The following is an 18,171-nucleotide window of genomic DNA, read 5'->3' on the forward strand; positions in this document are numbered from 1 at the left end:
GTATGGGAACCTCAACTCAAACAAACGCTAAGGAGGAAGTGATGGACAACATGTTTTGCTACCAGTGTGAACAAGCCGCCAACGGCGGTTGCTCCAAAGTCGGTGTCTGCGGCAAGAAGCCGGAAGTAGCGGCTCTGCAGGACCTGCTCATCTACAACCTGAAAGGGATCGCCTTCTGGGCCAACCTCGCCCGCGAGAAAGGCGCCAAGGATGCAGCCATCGACCGCTTCATGCTGGACGGCCTCTTCACCACCGTGACCAACGTCGACTTCGACGCCGAAGAAATCGCCAAGCTGGTACGTGAAGCAGCCACCCTGCGCAACCAGGCACAGGCTCTCTACGAGAAGGCCAACGGCGGCGCCTACACCGGTACCGTACCCGAGGCAGCGCAGGCGTTCCACGCCGGCACCACCTCCGAACTGGTTGCCTTGGGCGCCAAGCACGGCGTCAAGAGCGAAGAGATCGACGCCGACGTCCACTCCGTCAAGGAAATCCTCATCTACGGCATGAAAGGGTACGCAGCCTACGCCCACCACGCCCTGGTGATCGGCCTCGAGAACGACGAGATCTACGCCTTCACCCACAAGGCGCTGGCAGCCACCCTGGACCTGAAACTCGGCCTCATGGACTACGTCGGCCTCGCCATGGAGTGCGGCAGGATCAACCTGGTCACCATGGAACTCCTCGACAAGGCCAACACCGACAGCTTCGGCCACCCGGTACCGACCCCGGTACAGCTGGGCACCAAGGCAGGCAAGGCGATCCTCGTTTCCGGCCACGACCTGCGCATGCTCGAAGAGCTCCTGAAGCAGACCGAAGGCAAAGGGATCAACATCTACACCCACGGTGAGATGCTCCCCGCCCACGGCTACCCGGGCCTCAAGAAGTACGCTCACCTCGCCGGCAACTTCGGTGGCGCATGGCAGGACCAGGCCAAAGAATTCGTCGACTTCCCCGGCGCCATCATCTTCAACACCAACTGCATCCAGCGCCCGGCCGAGAGCTACAAAGACCGTCTCTTCACCTGGGGCCTGGTCCAGTGGCCGGACGTCAAGAACATCAACGGCTGGGACTTCTCCCCGGTCATCGAGAAGGCGCTCTCCCTCCCCGGCTTCGAAGAGGCCCCGGGCAAAGAGATCCTCACCGGCTTCGGGCACAACGCGGTGCTCGGCGTGGCCGACAAGGTCATCGACGCGGTCAAAGCCGGCCAGATCCGTCACTTCTTCCTGATCGGCGGCTGCGACGGCGCCAAAACCGGTCGTAACTACTACACCGAGTTCGCCGAGAACGTACCGAGCGACTGCGTCATCCTGACCCTGGCCTGCGGCAAGTACCGCTTCAACAAGCTTGACTTCGGCGACATCGGCGGCATCCCGCGCCTGCTCGACATCGGCCAGTGCAACGACGCCTACTCCGCGATCCAGATCGCCGTGGCCCTCGCCGGCGCCTTCAACTGCGGCGTCAACGATCTGCCGCTCTCCTTCATCCTCTCCTGGTACGAGCAGAAGGCGGTGGCGATCCTGCTGACCCTGCTCCACCTGGGCGTGAAGAACATCAAGCTGGGACCGAGCCTGCCGGCCTTCATCACCCCGAACGTGCTGAACTTCCTGGTCGAGAACTTCAACATCGGCCCCATCGGCACCGCCGAAGGCGACCTGAAGCAGATCCTCGGCTAATAGCAAAGGCTCTCCAGAGGACACAGAGGCCACAGAGCGAAAGCAAAGTCGCGACAGAAAAGGCGGCCCCGGTACAGTACCGGGGCCGCCTTTTCTCTTCTCTTCGCTCGACGAAGCTCCTCCCCCTCCGGGGGAGGGGACTCCACTACTTGCTCTCGTTATCCTGACCCGGAATAGCCTCCGTCACGCTCTCGCAAATGATCTTCTTGCTGTCCTGCATGTCTGAATATCTGAAACCGCCTCCCAGCGTGGTCGGCGAGCAGACATTGTCGGGTGAATTGGCATTGACCAGGCAGATTGCGCAGGTCACCGTGGGATTGTCAGTGAGTTTTTCCACTTCATTGACCAGACCTTTACTATGCAGAAAGCAGATGTGATGTTCGTGGTCCCCTGCACAAATGCATTTATGATCGGATTCCATCAGGTTCCCCCTGTCGTTTTTGTCTTGAGCGTGCCGTCTCTGAAAGACGGCACATCGAATATGCTATCCCTTTTGCTTTCCTGTGTCATCTGACAACTTGTCCAGCTCCAGCTATTTCTGCATCGGCTTTTTCTTCTGCTTGAGCGCTTCCTTCAGCCGCTGCTGTGCCTGCGTGATCAACATCTGCTGCGTTCCTTCACCGCTCTCACCTTCCACCGGCAAGCGCTGGACGTAACTGCCGTCGGGCTGCATATCCCAGGCGGAACGGCGGTCCGCATCATGGCAATCGAGCACGGTTCTTAACTCGGTGGTCAGTTCGGGCGCGGTGACCGGGCAAAGGATTTCTACGCGGGCCTCCAGGTTACGCTTCATGGCATCGGCGGATGCGATGAAATACTCCTCGGCGCCGCCGTTTCTGAAGTAGTAGATCCGGGCATGTTCCAGGAAACGCCCGACGATGCTGACGACTCGGATGTTGTCCGACAGCCCCGGTACGCCGGGGCGCAGCCGGCAGGTGTCGCGCACGTACAGGTCGATCTTCACCCCCGCCATCGAGGCACGGTACAGCGCCTTGACGATGTCGCCGTCCTCCAGCGCGTTCATTTTGAACCTGATCAACCCGCCCCCGTTTTGCTGGTGCAGCTCGACCTCGCGTTCAATGCGCGTCAGCAGTGCCTTCTTCAGCAGCTTGGGCGCCGGCATCACCGCACGGTAGTTGCGCTTCGCCGTGAAGCCGGTGGTCAGGTAATTGAAGAGTTCGGTGACGTCCTGGGCGATGGTGTCGTCGCAGGTGATGATGCCGATGTCGCTGTAGATGCGGGCGGTCTCGGTGTGGTAGTTGCCCGTGCCGATGTGGACGTAGCGCCTGAGGCCCTGGAAGTCCTGGCGCACCACCAGGATTACCTTGCAGTGGGTTTTCAAGCCCACCACCCCGTAGGTGACATGAATCCCCGCCTCTTCCATCACCTCGGCCAGGTGGATGTTGGTCGCCTCGTCGAAGCGCGCCTTCAGTTCCACGACCACCGCCACCTGCTTGCCGTTTTGCGCCGCCTGCACCAGTGCGTCGATGATGCGCCCCTGGATGGAGGTGCGATACAGGGTCATCTTGATGGCGCGCACCTTGGGATCGTTGGCCGCCTCGCGCAGGAAGCGCTCCACCGACGTCGAGAAGGAGACGTAGGGGTGCTGCAACAGCACGGAGCCGAGGTCGCGGATGGTGTGGAAGATGTTCCGCTCGGCGGTAAGCTGCGGGTGGTCGATCGGGTGGTGCGGCGGGTCGTGCAGACGCGGGTAATCAAGCTTCGAGATCTCGAAGAGGTCGCGTAACGCCAGCATCCCGGAAACCTCCAGGACGTCGTTTTCCTCGTCCAGTTCCAGTTCGGCCGCCAGGCGCCCGCGATGCAGCGGCTCCATCCCCGCTCCCACCTCGAGCCGCACGATGGGGGCGAACTTGCGCTCCTTCAGCTCCGACTCGATCATGGACATCAGGTCGTCCGCCTCTTCCTCGTCCTTCTCGGTGTTGGCGTTCCTGGTGACCCGGAAGATCTCGCAGGAAACGATCAGCATGCCCGGGAACAGCATGTCCAGGTTGTTCATCATGACCTGCTCGATGGGAATGAAGTGGTCCCCCTTGCCGACCCGGATGAAGCGCGGCGTTCCCAGGCCTATCGGCACCTTGACCCGCGCCAGGGTGTGTTCGCGCGATTTCGGGTAACGCAGCGTCACCAGGAGGTTGAGCGAGAGGTTGGAGATGAACGGGAAAGGATGGGCGGGGTCAATCGATTGCGGCGTCAGCAACGGGTAGATGTTGTTGTAGTAGTGCTCCCGCAACAGCTTCTTCTCTTTGGGCGACAGGGTGTCATAGCTCTCGATGACGATGCCCTTCCCCTCCAGCAGTTCCCGCACTTGGCGGAAGGCTTCCCTTTTGGTCGCCTCGATCTCCCGGACCGACGCGTTACACTCGACGACCTGCTGGCGCGGCGTCCGGCCGTCCAGGGTCAGTTCGTGCAGGCCGGCGCCGATCTGCTGCTTCAGACCGCCAATCCTCTTCATGGCAAATTCATCGAGATTGGAACTGACAATGGCGATGAACTTGAGCCGCTCCAGCAATGGCGTACGCTCATCCATCGCCTCGTGCAGCACCCGGCGGTTGAACTCGAGCCAGGTGAGCTCACGGTTCAAGTACCAGCGGCTCTCGCCCAGGTCGAACTCGGGCTGCTCGATACCGGCAGCACCTTTCGGCTTGGGCGGCTGCTTCGCGCCCGGCTTTACCGCCTTGGCAGCCTTAGGTTTAGTAGCCTTGTTGGCCGCCTTCGGCTTGGCGCCCTTCGCATTGGCAGCCTTAGGTTTAGCGGCCTTGGGGTTGGCAGTCTTAGATTTGGCAGTCTTAGATTTGGCAGCCTTCGGCTCGGCAGCCTTGGCAGATTTGGTCGCTTTGGCGGTTTTGGTCCCCTTCGCGTCTCGGCCTGCCTTGTCGGCCAGCTTGGGAGCCTTACCTGCCTTGGACGCTTTGCCCCCCTTGGCTTTACCGGTCTTGCCTCCCTTTTCCGGCTTCAACGCCTGCCGCGGCACCACATCGGTCAACTGCGGATCACCACCCGCGCCGCCCGGGGCCGCAACCACCTTCACATTGCCGTCAATGAAATGGGGATTGTTCTCAGCAGGATGATCCGGTGACTCAAGATCCCGCACTCCATGGATTTGCGGGATCTCCAGCACGCTTTGAACGGGGGGCTCTTGCTCATGCAACAGGTTAAAGGCATCCTCTTCTTGCTCAGTTTTTAGAGGTACAACAGGCTTGGTCTCCATGACCTTACTCTCCGGGACTGTAGGGTAGTAATATTATTTCATTATTATCTGACTTAGGCAACCGGCTGCCCCTGTTTTGCCTGCCGCCGACAGAGAAAGGCCCCCGCCGGTGCTATTGTCTGTCACCGATGCGGAGGCCTTTCCCTGTTGCCGATGCTGCTTCTTTATTCCACAGGCGGGATCTTTCGCGCCCGGGCTGCCCTCTTTCTCAATATCCTCATAACCTCAGCCGAACTCAGCTCTCTCTCCCTCTGTTTGCGCCGCTCCATGATGACCACAACGGGTGCCTCTTCCTGCTTGCCTTCCTGCTCGCCCATGGTCCACCTCCAGCTGCGGCGGCATCCGCGCTGCAGCATCCGGTTAATGGCAAACATTTTATCTTCATTGCCCCCCGTTGCCACCCCTGGCGCCAATTTGCTTATCCCATTCTCCCCTCTATAATCCATAGGTCCAATCCACGCAGCCCCAAGGTAACCGATGAAGATACTCCTTCTGGCGATGCCGGACGCCGCCAACAACTTCCATCGCATCATCAAGGTCCCCAACCTGGGGCTGTGCTCCATCGCGGCCCAACTCAAGCTGCACGAGGTTAAGGTAGTGGACCTGGTGCTGGTGCACCGCGACATCAAGGCCTGGCTGCAGCGCTTCCTGCGTGAGTTCCGCCCGGATGTAGTCGGCATCAGCAGCATGAGCTTCCAGTACGAGAGCGCCCTCAAGGTGATGTCGATCTGCCGGACCTGCGTGCCCCAGGCCAAACTGGTGCTGGGTGGCTACCACGCCACCCTCGCCTACCGCGAACTGACCGAACAGGCGCCCCCGTTTGACTTCCTGGTACGCGGCGAGGGGGAACATGCCTTCCCGGCGCTGCTGGAGGCGCTGGATGGGCAACGCTCCTTCTTCGATGTCCCCGGTTTGTCCTGGCCCCGTCATGGCACCTTCATCCACAATCCCACCGCCGGGTTGCTGGACCTGGCCCAACTCCCGCTGCCCGCCCGCGCTGCCCGCGTCCTCGACGACTTCACCTATTTCGACCGCAAACTCGACTGCGTCGAGACCTCGCGCGGCTGCACCATGACCTGCACCTTCTGCTCCATCACCGGGATGTACGGCACCAGCTTCCGCTGTCACCAGGTTGGCCGGGTCATCGAGGATCTGAAAGTGTTGCAAAAGAGGGGAACCCGCACCGTGCTGCTGGTGGACGACAACATCACCCTGGACAGCCGTCGCTTTACCAGCCTTGCCCAGGCCATCGTGGAGCATGGGTTGAACAGCATGGAGTACCTGGTGCAGGCCTCCGTGGCCGGCATCGTGGCAGATCCCGAGCTGATACCGGCGCTGGCCCGGGCCAACTTCGCCCTGGTCTTTCTGGGCATCGAGTCGGTGCTCCCGCAGAACCTGGCTCTCTTTCAGAAGGGGGACATCCGGGAGAAAACGGAGCGGGCGGTGCGCCTGCTGCGGCAGCACCGCATCGGCGTGATGGGGGGATTCATCATCGGCAATCCGGATGACGGGCGGGAGGAGATCCGGGAGGTATTTCGCGCCTCGCGCCGGTTGGGCATCGACCTGCCCTACGTGCAATGCGTGACGCCGTACCCCGGCACCAGGATCAGGGAAGAGCTTTTGGCGGCGGGCCTGGTGACCAATCCCGACCGGCTGAGCAGGTACACCGGGTTCATGTGCAATGTGAGGACGAAGCGGCTCAGTGTGGGGCAGTTGAACCGGATCATGAACTGGGAGAATCTGAAGGCCTTCTTCAGCCCCTCCATGTTCATCGGCAACTATTTCGTCAGGAAGCGCGAGAAAGGCGGTTTGAAGGTGTTGTTGAACAACCTGGACCTGGTCCGCGGCTTTTTCACCGGCGACCAATTCCGGTCTAGGCACAGGTTTTAACGACCGTTCAACGTTCAACGTTCAATGTTAGGCTGCTGGCTACTCCCATCACTCCCATCACTCCCATCACTCCCATCACTCCCATCACTCCCATTATTCCCATTATCCCCAGACTTCCCCATTGCAGTCCTAAGCCTGCCCTACACCTTCCTCAGCAGACAAGCATGCGCCGACAGCCCGGCACCGTAGGCGAGCAGTACGCACCACTGCCCGGCGTCCACCCCCTGCTGCAGCATCTCTTCCAGCACAAACCACACCGTCGGCGACGACATGTTGCCGTACTGCGACAGCACCTTCCGTGTCGCCCGGAGCCGCTCTTCCGGGATCCCCACCTGGTCCCGCACCGCGTTGATAACCTTCTCGCCGCCGGTGTGCAGCGCCCACCCTCCGATATCGCTCTTATCAACGGCCGACATTGCGAGCAGATCGTCCACCACCTCCGCCGCTGCCTTGCCCACCAGCTTGGGCAGGTCGGTCGACAACTGGTTGTGTAACTGCCCCCCCTTGTGCACGAACCGTATTGCCTCCCGCTGTTCGGGCACGTAGCGCCCCGCAGAAGCGCACACCTCGAAGCCGGCAGGCCTTTCACACAGCACCGCTGCCGCGGCCCCGTCGCCAAAGAGAGCGTTGGAAAGGATCAGGCTCAGATCGTTGCCCATCTGGAAGGCAGCGCTGCAGATCTCCACCGCCACGCTCACCACCACCCCACCCGTCATCCTCAGCATCGACTCCGCCACCTGGAGATTAGGGATGGCACCGCCGCATCCACTGCCGACCAGGTCGTAGAGCCGGGTGCGAGGATCCAGCCCCAAACGCTGCGCCAGGTAGGTCGAAATGCCGGGACAGATGTATCCGGTGCAGGTATTCACCACCAGACCGTTCACCTGCTGAACCGTCACTCCCGCCTTTTCCAACGCCTTGGTTACCGCCTCGGCCGCGAGACTGATCGACTGTTCAGTAAAACGCGCCACCCGCTGGTCTTGCGTCTCGTTGAAAATGTGGGCGGGATCGTCCACGGCGAAGTGCCGCTTCTTGATGCTCGGATGCTCGAAGGTAGCCCGGATCAGCCCCATGCTTCTCGGCGTGAGTGTTTCCTTGAAATGCCCCCGGATCAGGTCGGCGGCGAACCGCTGGCACGCGCTGAAGCGCGGCACGGCGGACGCTATCGATGCGACGTAGGCTCTTCCTCTTGATGGTCCCCCGGCAACGGCTGCGTCGGTCATTTTCCCCTCCTCCCTGCAATACTCCAGAGTGCACCGGAGTACATGTCATTGAAAGCGTCCTGGTAAAGCTGCAGCAACTCCTGTCGGTACTGTTCATCCACCTGCACTGCGTCCCGTGTCCAGCGTTCACAGTAACCGCACCGGGAACAATCACTGCTCCGGCAGTCGATCTCTCTCATCCCTTCCAGGAAGCCGTCCAGACGCCGGTTGTCGATGTGAACGGGATCCCAGGCAAGCCCTGCCACCAGACCGCGCTTCTCGGCCAGCCGCTTCAGGCGGAACAGCCCCGCCTGCCTCACTGCCAGCGGCCTGAAGAAGAACTTGGCGAATCTCCGCAGATCCAACAGGCTCCCCCCCTTCGGCGAGGCGGTCCTGTAACCGTAGGGCTGGATCAGGTCCAGCAGGTTGCCGTCGAAGCGCCCCTCTGCATAGGCACGGACCCGGCGTGCCAGCACCTCGGTCGGCGCTCCCCGCTCCAGGATCTTGAAGGAACTGAAGCCGAGGTCGGTGTATGCCTTGAGATCCTCGGGCCTGATGAATTCAGAGCGCAGGTAATGTGACGGATCGGCGAGTTTGAGGGCGGAGCACTTGAGCGCGCAGTAGTCGATCATGAACCCGCGGCTGGCGTGGCCCTGCTGCGAGGCGTGGGAGAGGTTCACCATGTGCTGCCCCGACAGCGGACAGAAGATGAGGCAGTTGGAGTTGGCGATCAGTTGCAGTTCCAGCCCGACCGCCTGCCGGATCGAGCGTAGCATGGCGAAATCACGGTTCACCGCGATCGATTCCAGCGTGATGCAGTCGGCGCCGATGTCCTCCCAGAACTTCGCCTTGGCAACGCAGTCCACCCGGGCGTACACGCCGACGCGCACCTTGAGGCACGGGTGACGCTGCTTGATGATAGGGAGCAGGAAGGGGAGCGAAACAGTGACGGACGTTACGCCGCATTCCTCCACGAAACCAAGCAGGCGCTCCAGATCGGCCTGTCCTTTCCGGATGAACTCGCGGTTGTCCATGCAGGCGGGATTCAGGAGGTAGTTGAAGCCGATGCCGCGGCGCGCCGCATCCTGCACGTGCGCCCGGAACCGCGCCTTGCTCAGAGGCGCCAGCATGAAGGAGGCCCGGCCTCCCCCTACGCTGTCGGAAGGAAGCTTCCCGAACAACTCGGCAACCGGGTACCCTTCCAGGGCCGGCAGGAGGTCGGGCTCGAAGTTGGTGGCGACGGAAAATTTCATGCGCTCTCCCCGGAAACGACCAGCAGCCAGAACGGCTCGCGGTGAACGTCGATGGTAGTGGCTCCCGCCTTGGCCGCACATGCCCGGAGTTCACCCGCGGTGAAGGCTTTGAGCACGGAGAGAGGGCCGTCGTAGCGGGTCATGCGGTTGCTGGTGAAGATCCTGGTGAGCACGTAGATGAGGGCGTAGGCAACCCAACTTCTCCGGAGGTCTATCACGATGAAGCCGCGCCGCGCCACCCGGAGCATTTCCTTCATGGCCCTTACCGCTTCCGGCTCCTTCATGTGATGCAAGGTCTTGCTGCAGAGCACGACGTCGAAGCTGTGCTCCCGGAAAGGGAGTTGCAGCGCGTCCGCCACCAGCAGCTTGATCTCCGGGTAGCCCGAGGCGTATTCGCGCGCGATTTCGACGATCCGGCTGTTGAGGTCGACAGCCGTCACCTGGATGTCGATCCCCTTTTCCCTGGCCCATTCCACCAGGGCAACGGGGAGGTCGGCCGAACCGGTGGCGACGTCGAGCACGGACAAGTGCCGCCGCCCCTGCAGCTTCGCGGCAAGATGCTTCAATAGCGCCCGCGTGTCGCCCAGGTAGCGGTTCACCGTCCTGAGGTCGGAGAGGCTCCCCTCCAGTTCCTCCTGGGTACATACCTCCGGAGGAAGATCGAGGAACTCCAGGGCGGTTCTTTTGCGAGGGATAAATGGCATAGAACCTTGAAAACCTCTACGTGCTATTGCCGGCGCGTCGCGGCGCTTTCCTCCCCCCGCCACCTGAGCACCCCTGTGGCATATCTTGCGTAGCGCCAGAAAGGGGTCGGCAGCCCCACGGCTGTTCCGATGCGGCGCAGGGTGCCGAGGACTGGGGCCTGGGTATCGGTGAGGTGAATCAACCGGGCATGCACCACCCCGCAGTCGAGAAGGCCCCGCGCCCGCTCCGGGGTGAGCTTGGGCGAGAAATAGAAGGACGGCATGAGCAGGTCGTCGTCCGGCCGGACACAACCCTCGCCCAGGGCGAGCCGGTGCAGCCCCGTCCCCGGATAGATCCGTATCCCGGTAGTAATGAAGGCGGCATCTTTGCTGCCGACATGGCGGTTCAAAAAAGCCACCGTCTGTCCCAGCGTCTCCTCGTCCTCTTGCGGCGCACCTACGAGGAAGCACCAGAGCGCCCGCAGCCGTGAGCGCCCCAGGAGTTCCGCGGCACGGTTCACTTCGTCCTCGTCGAATCCCTTCTGCAAGGCGGCCAGCGTTGCTCCGGCGGCACTTTCCGGCGTGATCACGAGCGACGTCATCCCGGCCCGCTCCATGAGCCGCACCTGCGCCGCCGTCAGTCCCTTGGGGGAGAGCGAGGAGGCGCAGAAGCGGGCCTGCACCTCGCGCCTCAGCACCTCTTCCAGCAGCAGTTCCAGGTACCCTTCCGGTTCGTTGAAGATGCTGTCCACGAACTCGAATTCGCGCGCAGAGGTATGACACATCGTTTCGACAATCTCGTCCACCACCGCGCCCGGCTCCCGCACCCGCCACGACGATCCTTCAATCATGCGGTAGGTACAGTAAAGGCAGTGCTGGGCGCAGCCTCGCTTCCCCTGTACCGGGAGCACCGGTTCCCGGGCCAGGTACCTCCCGGCATCCACCCACCCGTGCAGCCGCGGCGTCACGAACCCCTCGGCGGCTATCGGTGCAGGATGGCAAACCTGCCGCTGCGCTCCCGTTCTGCAGACCACCCCGGCCACCTCTCCGGCGACATCGAGATCCGGTGCGCTGAAGAACCCCACCGCGGCCCGCTCCCCCTCCCCCACCACGGCATGATCAAGTTCCAGGTATTCCAGGACCTGGTGCGGCAGGATGCTCACCCCGGCTCCTCCGACCAGGATGCGGGCGTCAGAACGCGCCTTGATCAGGCGCACCACGTCCCGCACCTCGGGCAGGTACGACTTCGGGTCGAGCAAGTTGCAGTTGTCGAGGTTTCTAACAGAAATGCCGATACCGTCGGGTGCGAAACTCTTCACGGCATCGGCAACGGCACGAAGCGGGTCCGGCTGGAAGCAGAGATCGAGGAACTGGACGTGGAAACCAGCCAGCCGCAGCGATTCCGCCACCCACGCCGCCCTAAGCGGCACCGTCGGCTGCGGTGCCGTCTCCCGATTCGTGCTTATCATGAGGATCCGTGACGACACCAGCTCCATTCTCCGGGACTGTACTCCGTGCCCGCCGTGCAGGCAGAAAAAGGTATTGAATGCCATAAGTGCCAGTAGTACAATGGTTCTTATGGAGGGAAGCAACAAACAAGAACCCTTGACAACCAAATCAAGTCAACTCCAGATGCATGAAGCGACATCCGGGGTTGGTAACTGACGTCCGGTAGGCCAAGCCGAGAAGGCTCTTTATCTCGTCCGTTATGGAATAAAAAAACCTGATAAGGATGGAATCCGGTAAAAAACTTCCAGTAACAAAAAACCATCCCCACGGACTGAGCAGGTTCCACTGAACGTCAGTTATTTTTTCCGAAAAAGCTCGATGATCAACGTCATCGGGCTTTTTTTATGGGTCGCTAAGCCGGGACAGGCACCTGCGGAGCCAGTCCCGGACCAGCCATTGAACCTGTCGCCCGGCACCAATCGTCCCCCAGGTCCAGAAGCGGCCGCCTACCTTAAACGAAATCCAATACTATCAGACTCCATGAATTTCGCTGGTGTCTGTCACGATTCCTTCCACTTTCTGTTAAACTAGGCGACATGAATCTGGCTGACCTTCCTCTGCATCAGTGCCGACTTTCTGAACGGGAAATCCTGGCGTACCGCCGTTACGGCAGCGGACCGTCCAAGGTGATCCTGGTGCACGGCCTGGCCGCCCGGTCCGAGACCTGGAGCGATCTCGTTCCCCTTTTTTCTGCCGAGCGCTACACCCTCTACCTCCTCGATCTGCTCGGCTCCGGCGCCTCCTCCAAGCCTGAAACGGCCGATTATTCCATCCGCGGTCACAGCATGCGGCTGCTGGACTTTCTCAACCAGCTGGAACTGAAACAGGTGACCCTGGTGGGGCATTCACTGGGCGGAGCCGTGGTGCTCCTTACCGCGGTGGAGGCCATGCTCCGTAACGCAGACGACCTGTTGAGCGCGATGGTGATCATGGCCGGTCCCGGGTACATCCAGCGCCTCCCGCTCATGGCCGAGATTTTCGAGAACCGGCTGGCGGCGGCATTGTTCGTCGCCCTCTATGCCCCCGACATCTGGATCAAGACCGGGCTCAAGATGGCCTACTACGACCACAACCTGGTCGACCGGGAACATATCGCCAGGTACGCCCCCTGTTACCGCGACAAGGAAGCCAAACGGGCGTTAGTGGCGACCTGCCGCAGCCTGGTGCCACTGGACCAGGACCAGATCGCCACACGCTACCAGGACCTGCGCCTGCCGGTACTCCTGCTGTGGGGTAGGCACGACCAGATCGTGCCACTGTCACAGGGGAACCGGCTGCAGGATGCTATTGTCGGGTCGAAACTCGAGGTACTGGAGCAGTGCGGGCACAATCCGCAGGAAGAAAAACCTGCTGAAACGTTCGCAATCCTGCACAGTTTCATCTCGGGCAACATTTACCTCACTGATTGAAATGGAACTGAGCATTGATCTTGGGGGGGTGAGGTGTTATCTTTTATCTGGTCTGTGACTATTTCGTTCATTAAGGAGAGAGAGCAATGACAGCACGCTTGATCGCAAGAATTATTGTTGGCATGACAGCCGTTGCCCTGTTAGCAACCGGCTGCGCCACCAACCCTGATGGAAGCTACGAATTCAAGAGAACCGGCCTGGGCGCACTGGGCGGCGCGGTACTGGGTGCCGGCGCCGGCGCACTCATCGGCGGCAAGTCGCACCGCGGGCGCAACGCGGCCATCGGCGGCCTGACCGGCGCCGTAGTAGGCGGCGGCATCGGCAACTACATGGACCGCCAGGCAGCCGCGCTCAAGAAGGAGATGCCGCAGGCCGAGGTGGTGCGTGACGGCGACAAGGTGTACGTGGCGCTTCCTTCCGGCATCCTGTTCGACGTAGGGAAAGACACCCTGAAGCCCGAGGCGAAGGATGCTCTCGGCAAGGCAGTCCCCACTCTCAGGGATTCCCAGACCACCATCGTCATCGAGGGGCACACCGACTCCACCGGCTCCGACGCTGTGAACCAGCCCTTGAGCGAGCGGCGCGCCGGCCGCGTGCGCGACTTCCTGATGTCGCAGGGAGTTCCGGGTTCCAAGATGGCGGCAGTCGGCTACGGCTCCACCCGCCCCGCGGTCCCCAACGACTCCGATGCTAACCGGGCCCTCAACCGTCGCGTGCAGATCGAGCTCTCCCCGAACGAGAAGCTCAAAGCACAGGAAGGCAGCAGCGGCAACAACTGATTTACAAGAGATAGCACGCAAAAGCGGGGCGCCTGCACAGGCGCCCCGCTTTCATTTCCGCTCCACTCTTCTTTTCCCCTTACTTCACGAACGTCCCCTTCTGGTACTCCTCGAACGCCACCTGCAGTTCCTCCTGGGTATTCATGACGATGGGCCCATACCACGCCACCGGCTCGCCGATCGGCTTCCCGGAAATGAGCAGGAAACGCACCGGTTTCCCCTGGGTGGTCACCGAGACCACGTCGCCGTCCTCGAACAGGATCAGGTTTTCGGCTCCGCACTCACAGCGGCGCTCAAGGTCGAAGTAGTTGGTCCCCACCACCTCGTGCTCGTAGGCATTGCGCTCATGGTCGAAGTACCCCTCGCCGTCTATGACATAGGCGAGCACGGTGTAGCCCCTCTTGATGGCGTGGGTGAAGGTGGCCCCTTCCGGCATGGTGATGTCGAGATACTCCGGGTCGGCCACCACGTCCCGCACCGGCCCCTGGACTCCGCCAGCCGTGCCGGCGATTACCTTGACCTTGATCCCGTTCATGGTCACTTCCGGGATTTCGTCGGCGACGATGCCCCGGTAGCGGGGCGGCATCATCTTGTGGGACGCGGGGAGGTTCGCCCAGAGCTGGAAGCCCCACATTAGCCCCTCGTCGTCCCCCAGGGGCATCTCCTGGTGGATGATGCCGCTGCCGGCGGTCATCCACTGCAGGTCGCCCGGGCCGATGACGCCCTTGTTGCCCATGCTGTCGCCGTGCTCTACCCTGCCGTGCAGCACGTAGGTGATGGTCTCTATGCCCCGATGCGGGTGCCAGGGGAATCCCTTCAGGTAGTGGGGCGGGTAGTTGGAATGAAAGTCGTCCATGAGCAGGAACGGGTCGAACAGGGGCACTTCATCGTTACCGAAGGCCCGCTTCAGGTGCACGCCGGCCCCTTCGATGGTGGGCTTGCTTTTCCAGACCTTCTTGATCTTGCGCAGAGCGTCCATAACGTCTCCTTTTGTCTTCCCGTGTAGCGGGATCGCCCACCGGAGCCAACTCTTATCGTGCAGTGAGCACTTTTAAAAGAGCCTCGGCCGCTGGTGCCGAGGATGCCGGGTTCTGCCCCGTTACCAGCCGCCCATCCACCTCGGTGTACGGGCCCCACATCTCTCCATGCCGAAACTGCGCCCCGCGCTCCTTCAACCGGTCCTCGAGCAGGAACGGGACCACGTCGGTCAGCCCCACCGCTTCCTCCTCGGCGTTGGTGAACCCGGTGACCCGCTTGCCCCTAACCAGGAAGTCACCATCGGCCCCCGTCACGTCTCCCAGCACCGCAGGCGCATGGCAAACCGCACCAATGGGCTTGTCCGCCCTGGTAAACGCCTCGATGAGCGCTATGGCATCAGGATCGACAGCCAGGTCCCAGAGGGGGCCATGGCCGCCCGGGAAGAAGACGGCGTCGTAGTCATTGACCGACACCTCGTGCAACCGCAGCGAGTGAGCCAAGTCATCCTGCGCCGCCTGGTCCGATTTGAAGCGTCGCGTGGCTTCGGTTTCGTTATCCGGCAGGTTGCTCTTGGGATCGACCGGCGGCATCCCCCCTTTGGGCGATGCTATGGTGACTTTGGCCCCGGCGTCCCGAAACACATAATAAGGGGCAGCCAGTTCTTCCAGCCAGAAACCAGTCTTCTCTCCGGTATCCCCTAATTTGTCATGGGAGGTTACCACCATCAGTATTTTCATGACTGACTCCTTTGCCTCTAAGGCAACAGCAGTTGATGCGAAGCTCTCATTCGCACCTGTATGTGTGTACAACATTCACCAGGATTATCAACCGGGCCATGAGGACGGCGACCCGAATCCTCCTCGGCCAGGTGAGAGAAGTGAGTAGCCCCGGGGAGGTTGACAGTGCGGATATCCGTGCTTACGTTTTATTAAAACCACACCAGGAGTCTCATCATGAGCGAACAGGATGTTGAAATAGTCGAAGCAGAAGTGAACGGCAAAGAGCACGGGGGCGGTCTGGTGCTTGCTTCGGAGGTCCTGCCACTTGGACTTCCCATCATCCCGCTGCGGCCGCGTCCCGCGTTCCCCAACATGCTGGTACCGATGGTACTGAACGACCCGAACCAGGTACAGGCGATCAAGCGAGCCATGGAAACACCGGGGCAGGCGATCGGCCTTGTGCTGGTGAAGGATCCGGACAAGCCCGACGGCGCCGACAACCTGCACAAGGTCGGTGTCGCCGGCAAGATCGTCAAGATGATGCACCTCGACGACCAAAGCGCCCAGTTCCTGCTCAACACGCTGGAGCGCTTCACCATGGTAGAACTGCACGACCACGATGGCGCCCTCTTCGCCGGCGTGAACTATCAGTTCGGCACCGAGCTTTCCGTCAATCCGGAACTAAAGGCGTATTCCATGGCGGTAGTCAGCACCTTGAAGGAGCTGGTGCAGATCAATCCGCTGTACTCCGAGGAAATCAAGATGTTCCTCGGGCGGTCCAGCATCGACGACCCAGGCAAACTTGCCGATTTCGCCGCCAGCCTTACCTCCGCGGACGGGCAGGACCTGCAGCGGGTGCTGGAACTCTTCGACGTGCGCAAGAGGATCGATCTCGTGCTCACCCTGCTCAAGAAGGAGCTGGAAGTATCCCGGTTGCAGACCAAGATCACCAAGCAGATTGAGGAGAAGATCAGCCAGCAGCAGCGTGAGTTCTTCCTGCGCGAGCAGTTGAAGGCGATCAAGAAGGAATTGGGGCTGGAAAAGGAAGGAAAAGCAGCCGAGGCAGAGAAGTTCGAAGAGCGCCTGAAGCATCTCAAACTGAACGACGAGGCACAGCGTGTCGTCGCCGAGGAGTTGGAGAAATTCAAATTGCTGGAACCGGCCTCCCCCGAGTACCACGTTACCCGCAATTACCTGGACTGGCTCACCATCCTCCCCTGGGGCAAGTACAGCAAGGACTCTTTCAACGTCGACCGGGCCCGGAAGATCCTGGACCGGGATCACCATGGTCTGAACGACGTCAAAGACAGGATCACGGAGTTCGTTGCCGTGGGCAAGATGAAAGGTGACATCTCCGGTTCCATCCTGTGCCTGGTCGGTCCTCCGGGTGTCGGTAAGACCTCCATCGGCAAAAGCATCGCCGACGCCTTGGGGCGCTCCTTCTTCCGGTTCTCGTTAGGTGGCATGCGCGACGAGGCCGAGATCAAGGGGCACCGGCGCACCTACATCGGCGCCATGCCCGGAAAGTTTGTCCAGGCCATGAAGAGCGCCGGCACCGCCAACCCCGTGCTCATGCTGGACGAAATCGACAAGATCGGTGCGTCGTTCCAGGGGGATCCTGCCTCCGCCCTGTTGGAGGTGCTCGATCCGGAGCAGAACGGGACGTTCCGCGATCACTATCTCGATGTCCCCTTCGATCTCTCCAACGTACTTTTCATTGCGACTGCGAACCAGTTGGACACCATCCCCGGACCGCTGCTGGACCGGATGGAACTTATTCGGCTGTCGGGATACGTGCTCGAAGAGAAGATGGAAATCGCCAGACGCTACCTGATCCCGAAGGCGCTCAAGAACCACGGGCTGAAGCACGGCCTGGTCACCATCAAGAAGGATGCACTGGCCGCACTGATCGATGGTTGGGCGCGTGAAGCCGGCGTACGCACACTGGAGAACAGGATCAAAAAGGTGATGCGGAAAGCTGCCAAGGAGTTCGCCAGCGGCAGGACCGAGCCGATCATAATCACGAAGAAAGATCTAGCAGAATACCTTGGTCAACCGGTGTTCACCACAGAAGAAATATTCGAAGGAGTGCCGGGCGTAGTGACGGGCTTGGCGTGGACCAGCATGGGCGGCGCTACGCTACCCATCGAGGCAACGGCCATGGCCAGCAAGGGTAAGGGGTTCCGGCAGACTGGGCAGTTGGGCAACGTGATGATCGAGAGTTCCGAGATTGCCTATTCCTTCGTGATGGCGCACCTGAAGGAGTACGGTGCGCCGGAGGATTACTTCGACACCCACTTCGTGCACCTGCACGTACCGGCCGGCGCCACCCCGAAGGACGGCCCTTCTGCCGGGGTAACCATGGCAACGGCATTGGTCTCGATGATACAAGGAAAACCGGTACGGAAGAAGTTGGGGATGACCGGGGAACTGACACTCACCGGACGGGTGCTTCCGATTGGTGGCGTGAAAGAGAAGACCATCGCCGCCCGGCGTGCCGGCCTGAAGACATTGGTATTTCCGGAAGCGAACCGGAAGGATTTTCAGGAACTGCCGGAGTATCTGAAGGAAGGACTGGAAGTGCACTTCGCCAAGGAATACAAGGACGTCTACAAGGTAGCCTTCGGCAAGTAACTCCCTACACCACAGGCTCCCAATCCCCCCTCTCCCCCGGGAGAGGGTCAGGGTGGGGGCGCTGCCACAGCGGGATGAGGGCCCGCGATAGCGACGACGCCAGAGCCCAAACGCGAAAAAGCCCCGTCCGGTAATCAGACGGGGCTTTCTCTATTAAATTCCCTGCGGCGACCTACTCTCCCACATCGTTTCCAATGCAGTACCATCGGC

At 61.1% G+C, this 18,171-nt stretch carries 14 protein-coding genes; 5 read left to right on the forward strand and 9 right to left on the reverse strand.

Annotated features, from left to right (window positions below):
- Nucleotides 1-41 precede the first annotated feature (41 nt).
- Complete coding sequence (hcp, locus tag JFN91_RS15690; protein ID WP_328747234.1) at nt 42-1,676, forward strand: hydroxylamine reductase; 1,635 nt, start codon at nt 42-44, stop codon at nt 1,674-1,676.
- A gap of 145 nt (nt 1,677-1,821) precedes the next feature.
- Here the strand turns inward: hcp and JFN91_RS15695 are convergent, their stop codons facing one another.
- The 3 genes from JFN91_RS15695 to JFN91_RS15705 form a co-directional block, all read right to left on the reverse strand.
- The gene (locus tag JFN91_RS15695) at nt 1,822-2,097 is read right to left on the reverse strand and encodes a hypothetical protein (protein WP_199390128.1); all 276 of its coding nucleotides are present in this window, start codon (nt 2,095-2,097) and stop codon (nt 1,822-1,824) included.
- Nucleotides 2,098-2,208: 111 nt separating this feature from the next.
- Nucleotides 2,209-4,905 (reverse strand): polyphosphate kinase 1, encoded by a 2,697-nt coding sequence (gene ppk1, locus JFN91_RS15700; protein WP_199390129.1) that lies wholly within the window; start codon nt 4,903-4,905, stop codon nt 2,209-2,211.
- Nucleotides 4,906-5,069: 164 nt separating this feature from the next.
- Nucleotides 5,070-5,222, reverse strand: coding sequence for a hypothetical protein (locus JFN91_RS15705; protein WP_199390130.1), 153 nt, complete (start codon nt 5,220-5,222; stop codon nt 5,070-5,072).
- A 160-nt stretch (nt 5,223-5,382) separates the two neighbouring features.
- On the opposite strand from JFN91_RS15705, the gene JFN91_RS15710 reads away from it, so the two are divergent.
- Nucleotides 5,383-6,795, forward strand: a complete 1,413-nt coding sequence (locus JFN91_RS15710) for a B12-binding domain-containing radical SAM protein (protein WP_199390131.1) — start codon at nt 5,383-5,385, stop codon at nt 6,793-6,795.
- 140 nt (nt 6,796-6,935) lie between these two features.
- Here the strand turns inward: JFN91_RS15710 and JFN91_RS15715 are convergent, their stop codons facing one another.
- The 4 genes from JFN91_RS15715 to JFN91_RS15730 are packed head-to-tail and all read right to left on the reverse strand — an operon-like array spanning nt 6,936 to nt 11,402.
- Entirely contained in the window at nt 6,936-8,018 is a 1,083-nt protein-coding gene (locus JFN91_RS15715) for a type III polyketide synthase (protein WP_199390132.1), read from the reverse strand.
- The gene (locus tag JFN91_RS15720; protein WP_199390133.1) at nt 8,015-9,250 is read right to left on the reverse strand and encodes a U32 family peptidase; all 1,236 of its coding nucleotides are present in this window, start codon (nt 9,248-9,250) and stop codon (nt 8,015-8,017) included. Before JFN91_RS15720 ends, JFN91_RS15715 begins: the two co-directional genes overlap by 4 nt.
- Entirely contained in the window at nt 9,247-9,954 is a 708-nt protein-coding gene (locus JFN91_RS15725) for a methyltransferase domain-containing protein (RefSeq protein WP_199390134.1), read from the reverse strand. The genes JFN91_RS15720 and JFN91_RS15725 overlap by 4 nt, the downstream gene beginning before the upstream one ends.
- 23 nt (nt 9,955-9,977) lie before the next feature.
- Nucleotides 9,978-11,402, reverse strand: coding sequence for a B12-binding domain-containing radical SAM protein (locus JFN91_RS15730; RefSeq protein ID WP_199390135.1), 1,425 nt, complete (start codon nt 11,400-11,402; stop codon nt 9,978-9,980).
- 576 nt (nt 11,403-11,978) lie between these two features.
- Here JFN91_RS15730 and JFN91_RS15735 point away from each other — a divergent pair.
- Nucleotides 11,979-12,851, forward strand: coding sequence for an alpha/beta fold hydrolase (locus JFN91_RS15735; protein WP_199390136.1), 873 nt, complete (start codon nt 11,979-11,981; stop codon nt 12,849-12,851).
- Between the two features lie 86 nt (nt 12,852-12,937).
- The gene (locus JFN91_RS15740) at nt 12,938-13,630 is read left to right on the forward strand and encodes an OmpA family protein (protein WP_199390137.1); all 693 of its coding nucleotides are present in this window, start codon (nt 12,938-12,940) and stop codon (nt 13,628-13,630) included.
- A 79-nt stretch (nt 13,631-13,709) separates the two neighbouring features.
- Here the strand turns inward: JFN91_RS15740 and JFN91_RS15745 are convergent, their stop codons facing one another.
- Both JFN91_RS15745 and JFN91_RS15750 read right to left on the reverse strand, forming a co-directional pair.
- Complete coding sequence (locus JFN91_RS15745; protein ID WP_199390138.1) at nt 13,710-14,609, reverse strand: pirin family protein; 900 nt, start codon at nt 14,607-14,609, stop codon at nt 13,710-13,712.
- A 52-nt stretch (nt 14,610-14,661) separates the two neighbouring features.
- Complete coding sequence (locus JFN91_RS15750) at nt 14,662-15,345, reverse strand: type 1 glutamine amidotransferase domain-containing protein (protein ID WP_199390139.1); 684 nt, start codon at nt 15,343-15,345, stop codon at nt 14,662-14,664.
- 216 nt (nt 15,346-15,561) lie between these two features.
- On the opposite strand from JFN91_RS15750, the gene lon reads away from it, so the two are divergent.
- Complete coding sequence (gene lon / locus JFN91_RS15755; RefSeq protein ID WP_199390140.1) at nt 15,562-17,961, forward strand: endopeptidase La; 2,400 nt, start codon at nt 15,562-15,564, stop codon at nt 17,959-17,961.
- Nucleotides 17,962-18,171 lie beyond the last annotated feature (210 nt).

It is taken from the genome of Geomonas anaerohicana, assembly GCF_016458305.1.
GTDB classification, from domain to species: domain Bacteria; phylum Desulfobacterota; class Desulfuromonadia; order Geobacterales; family Geobacteraceae; genus Geomonas; species Geomonas anaerohicana.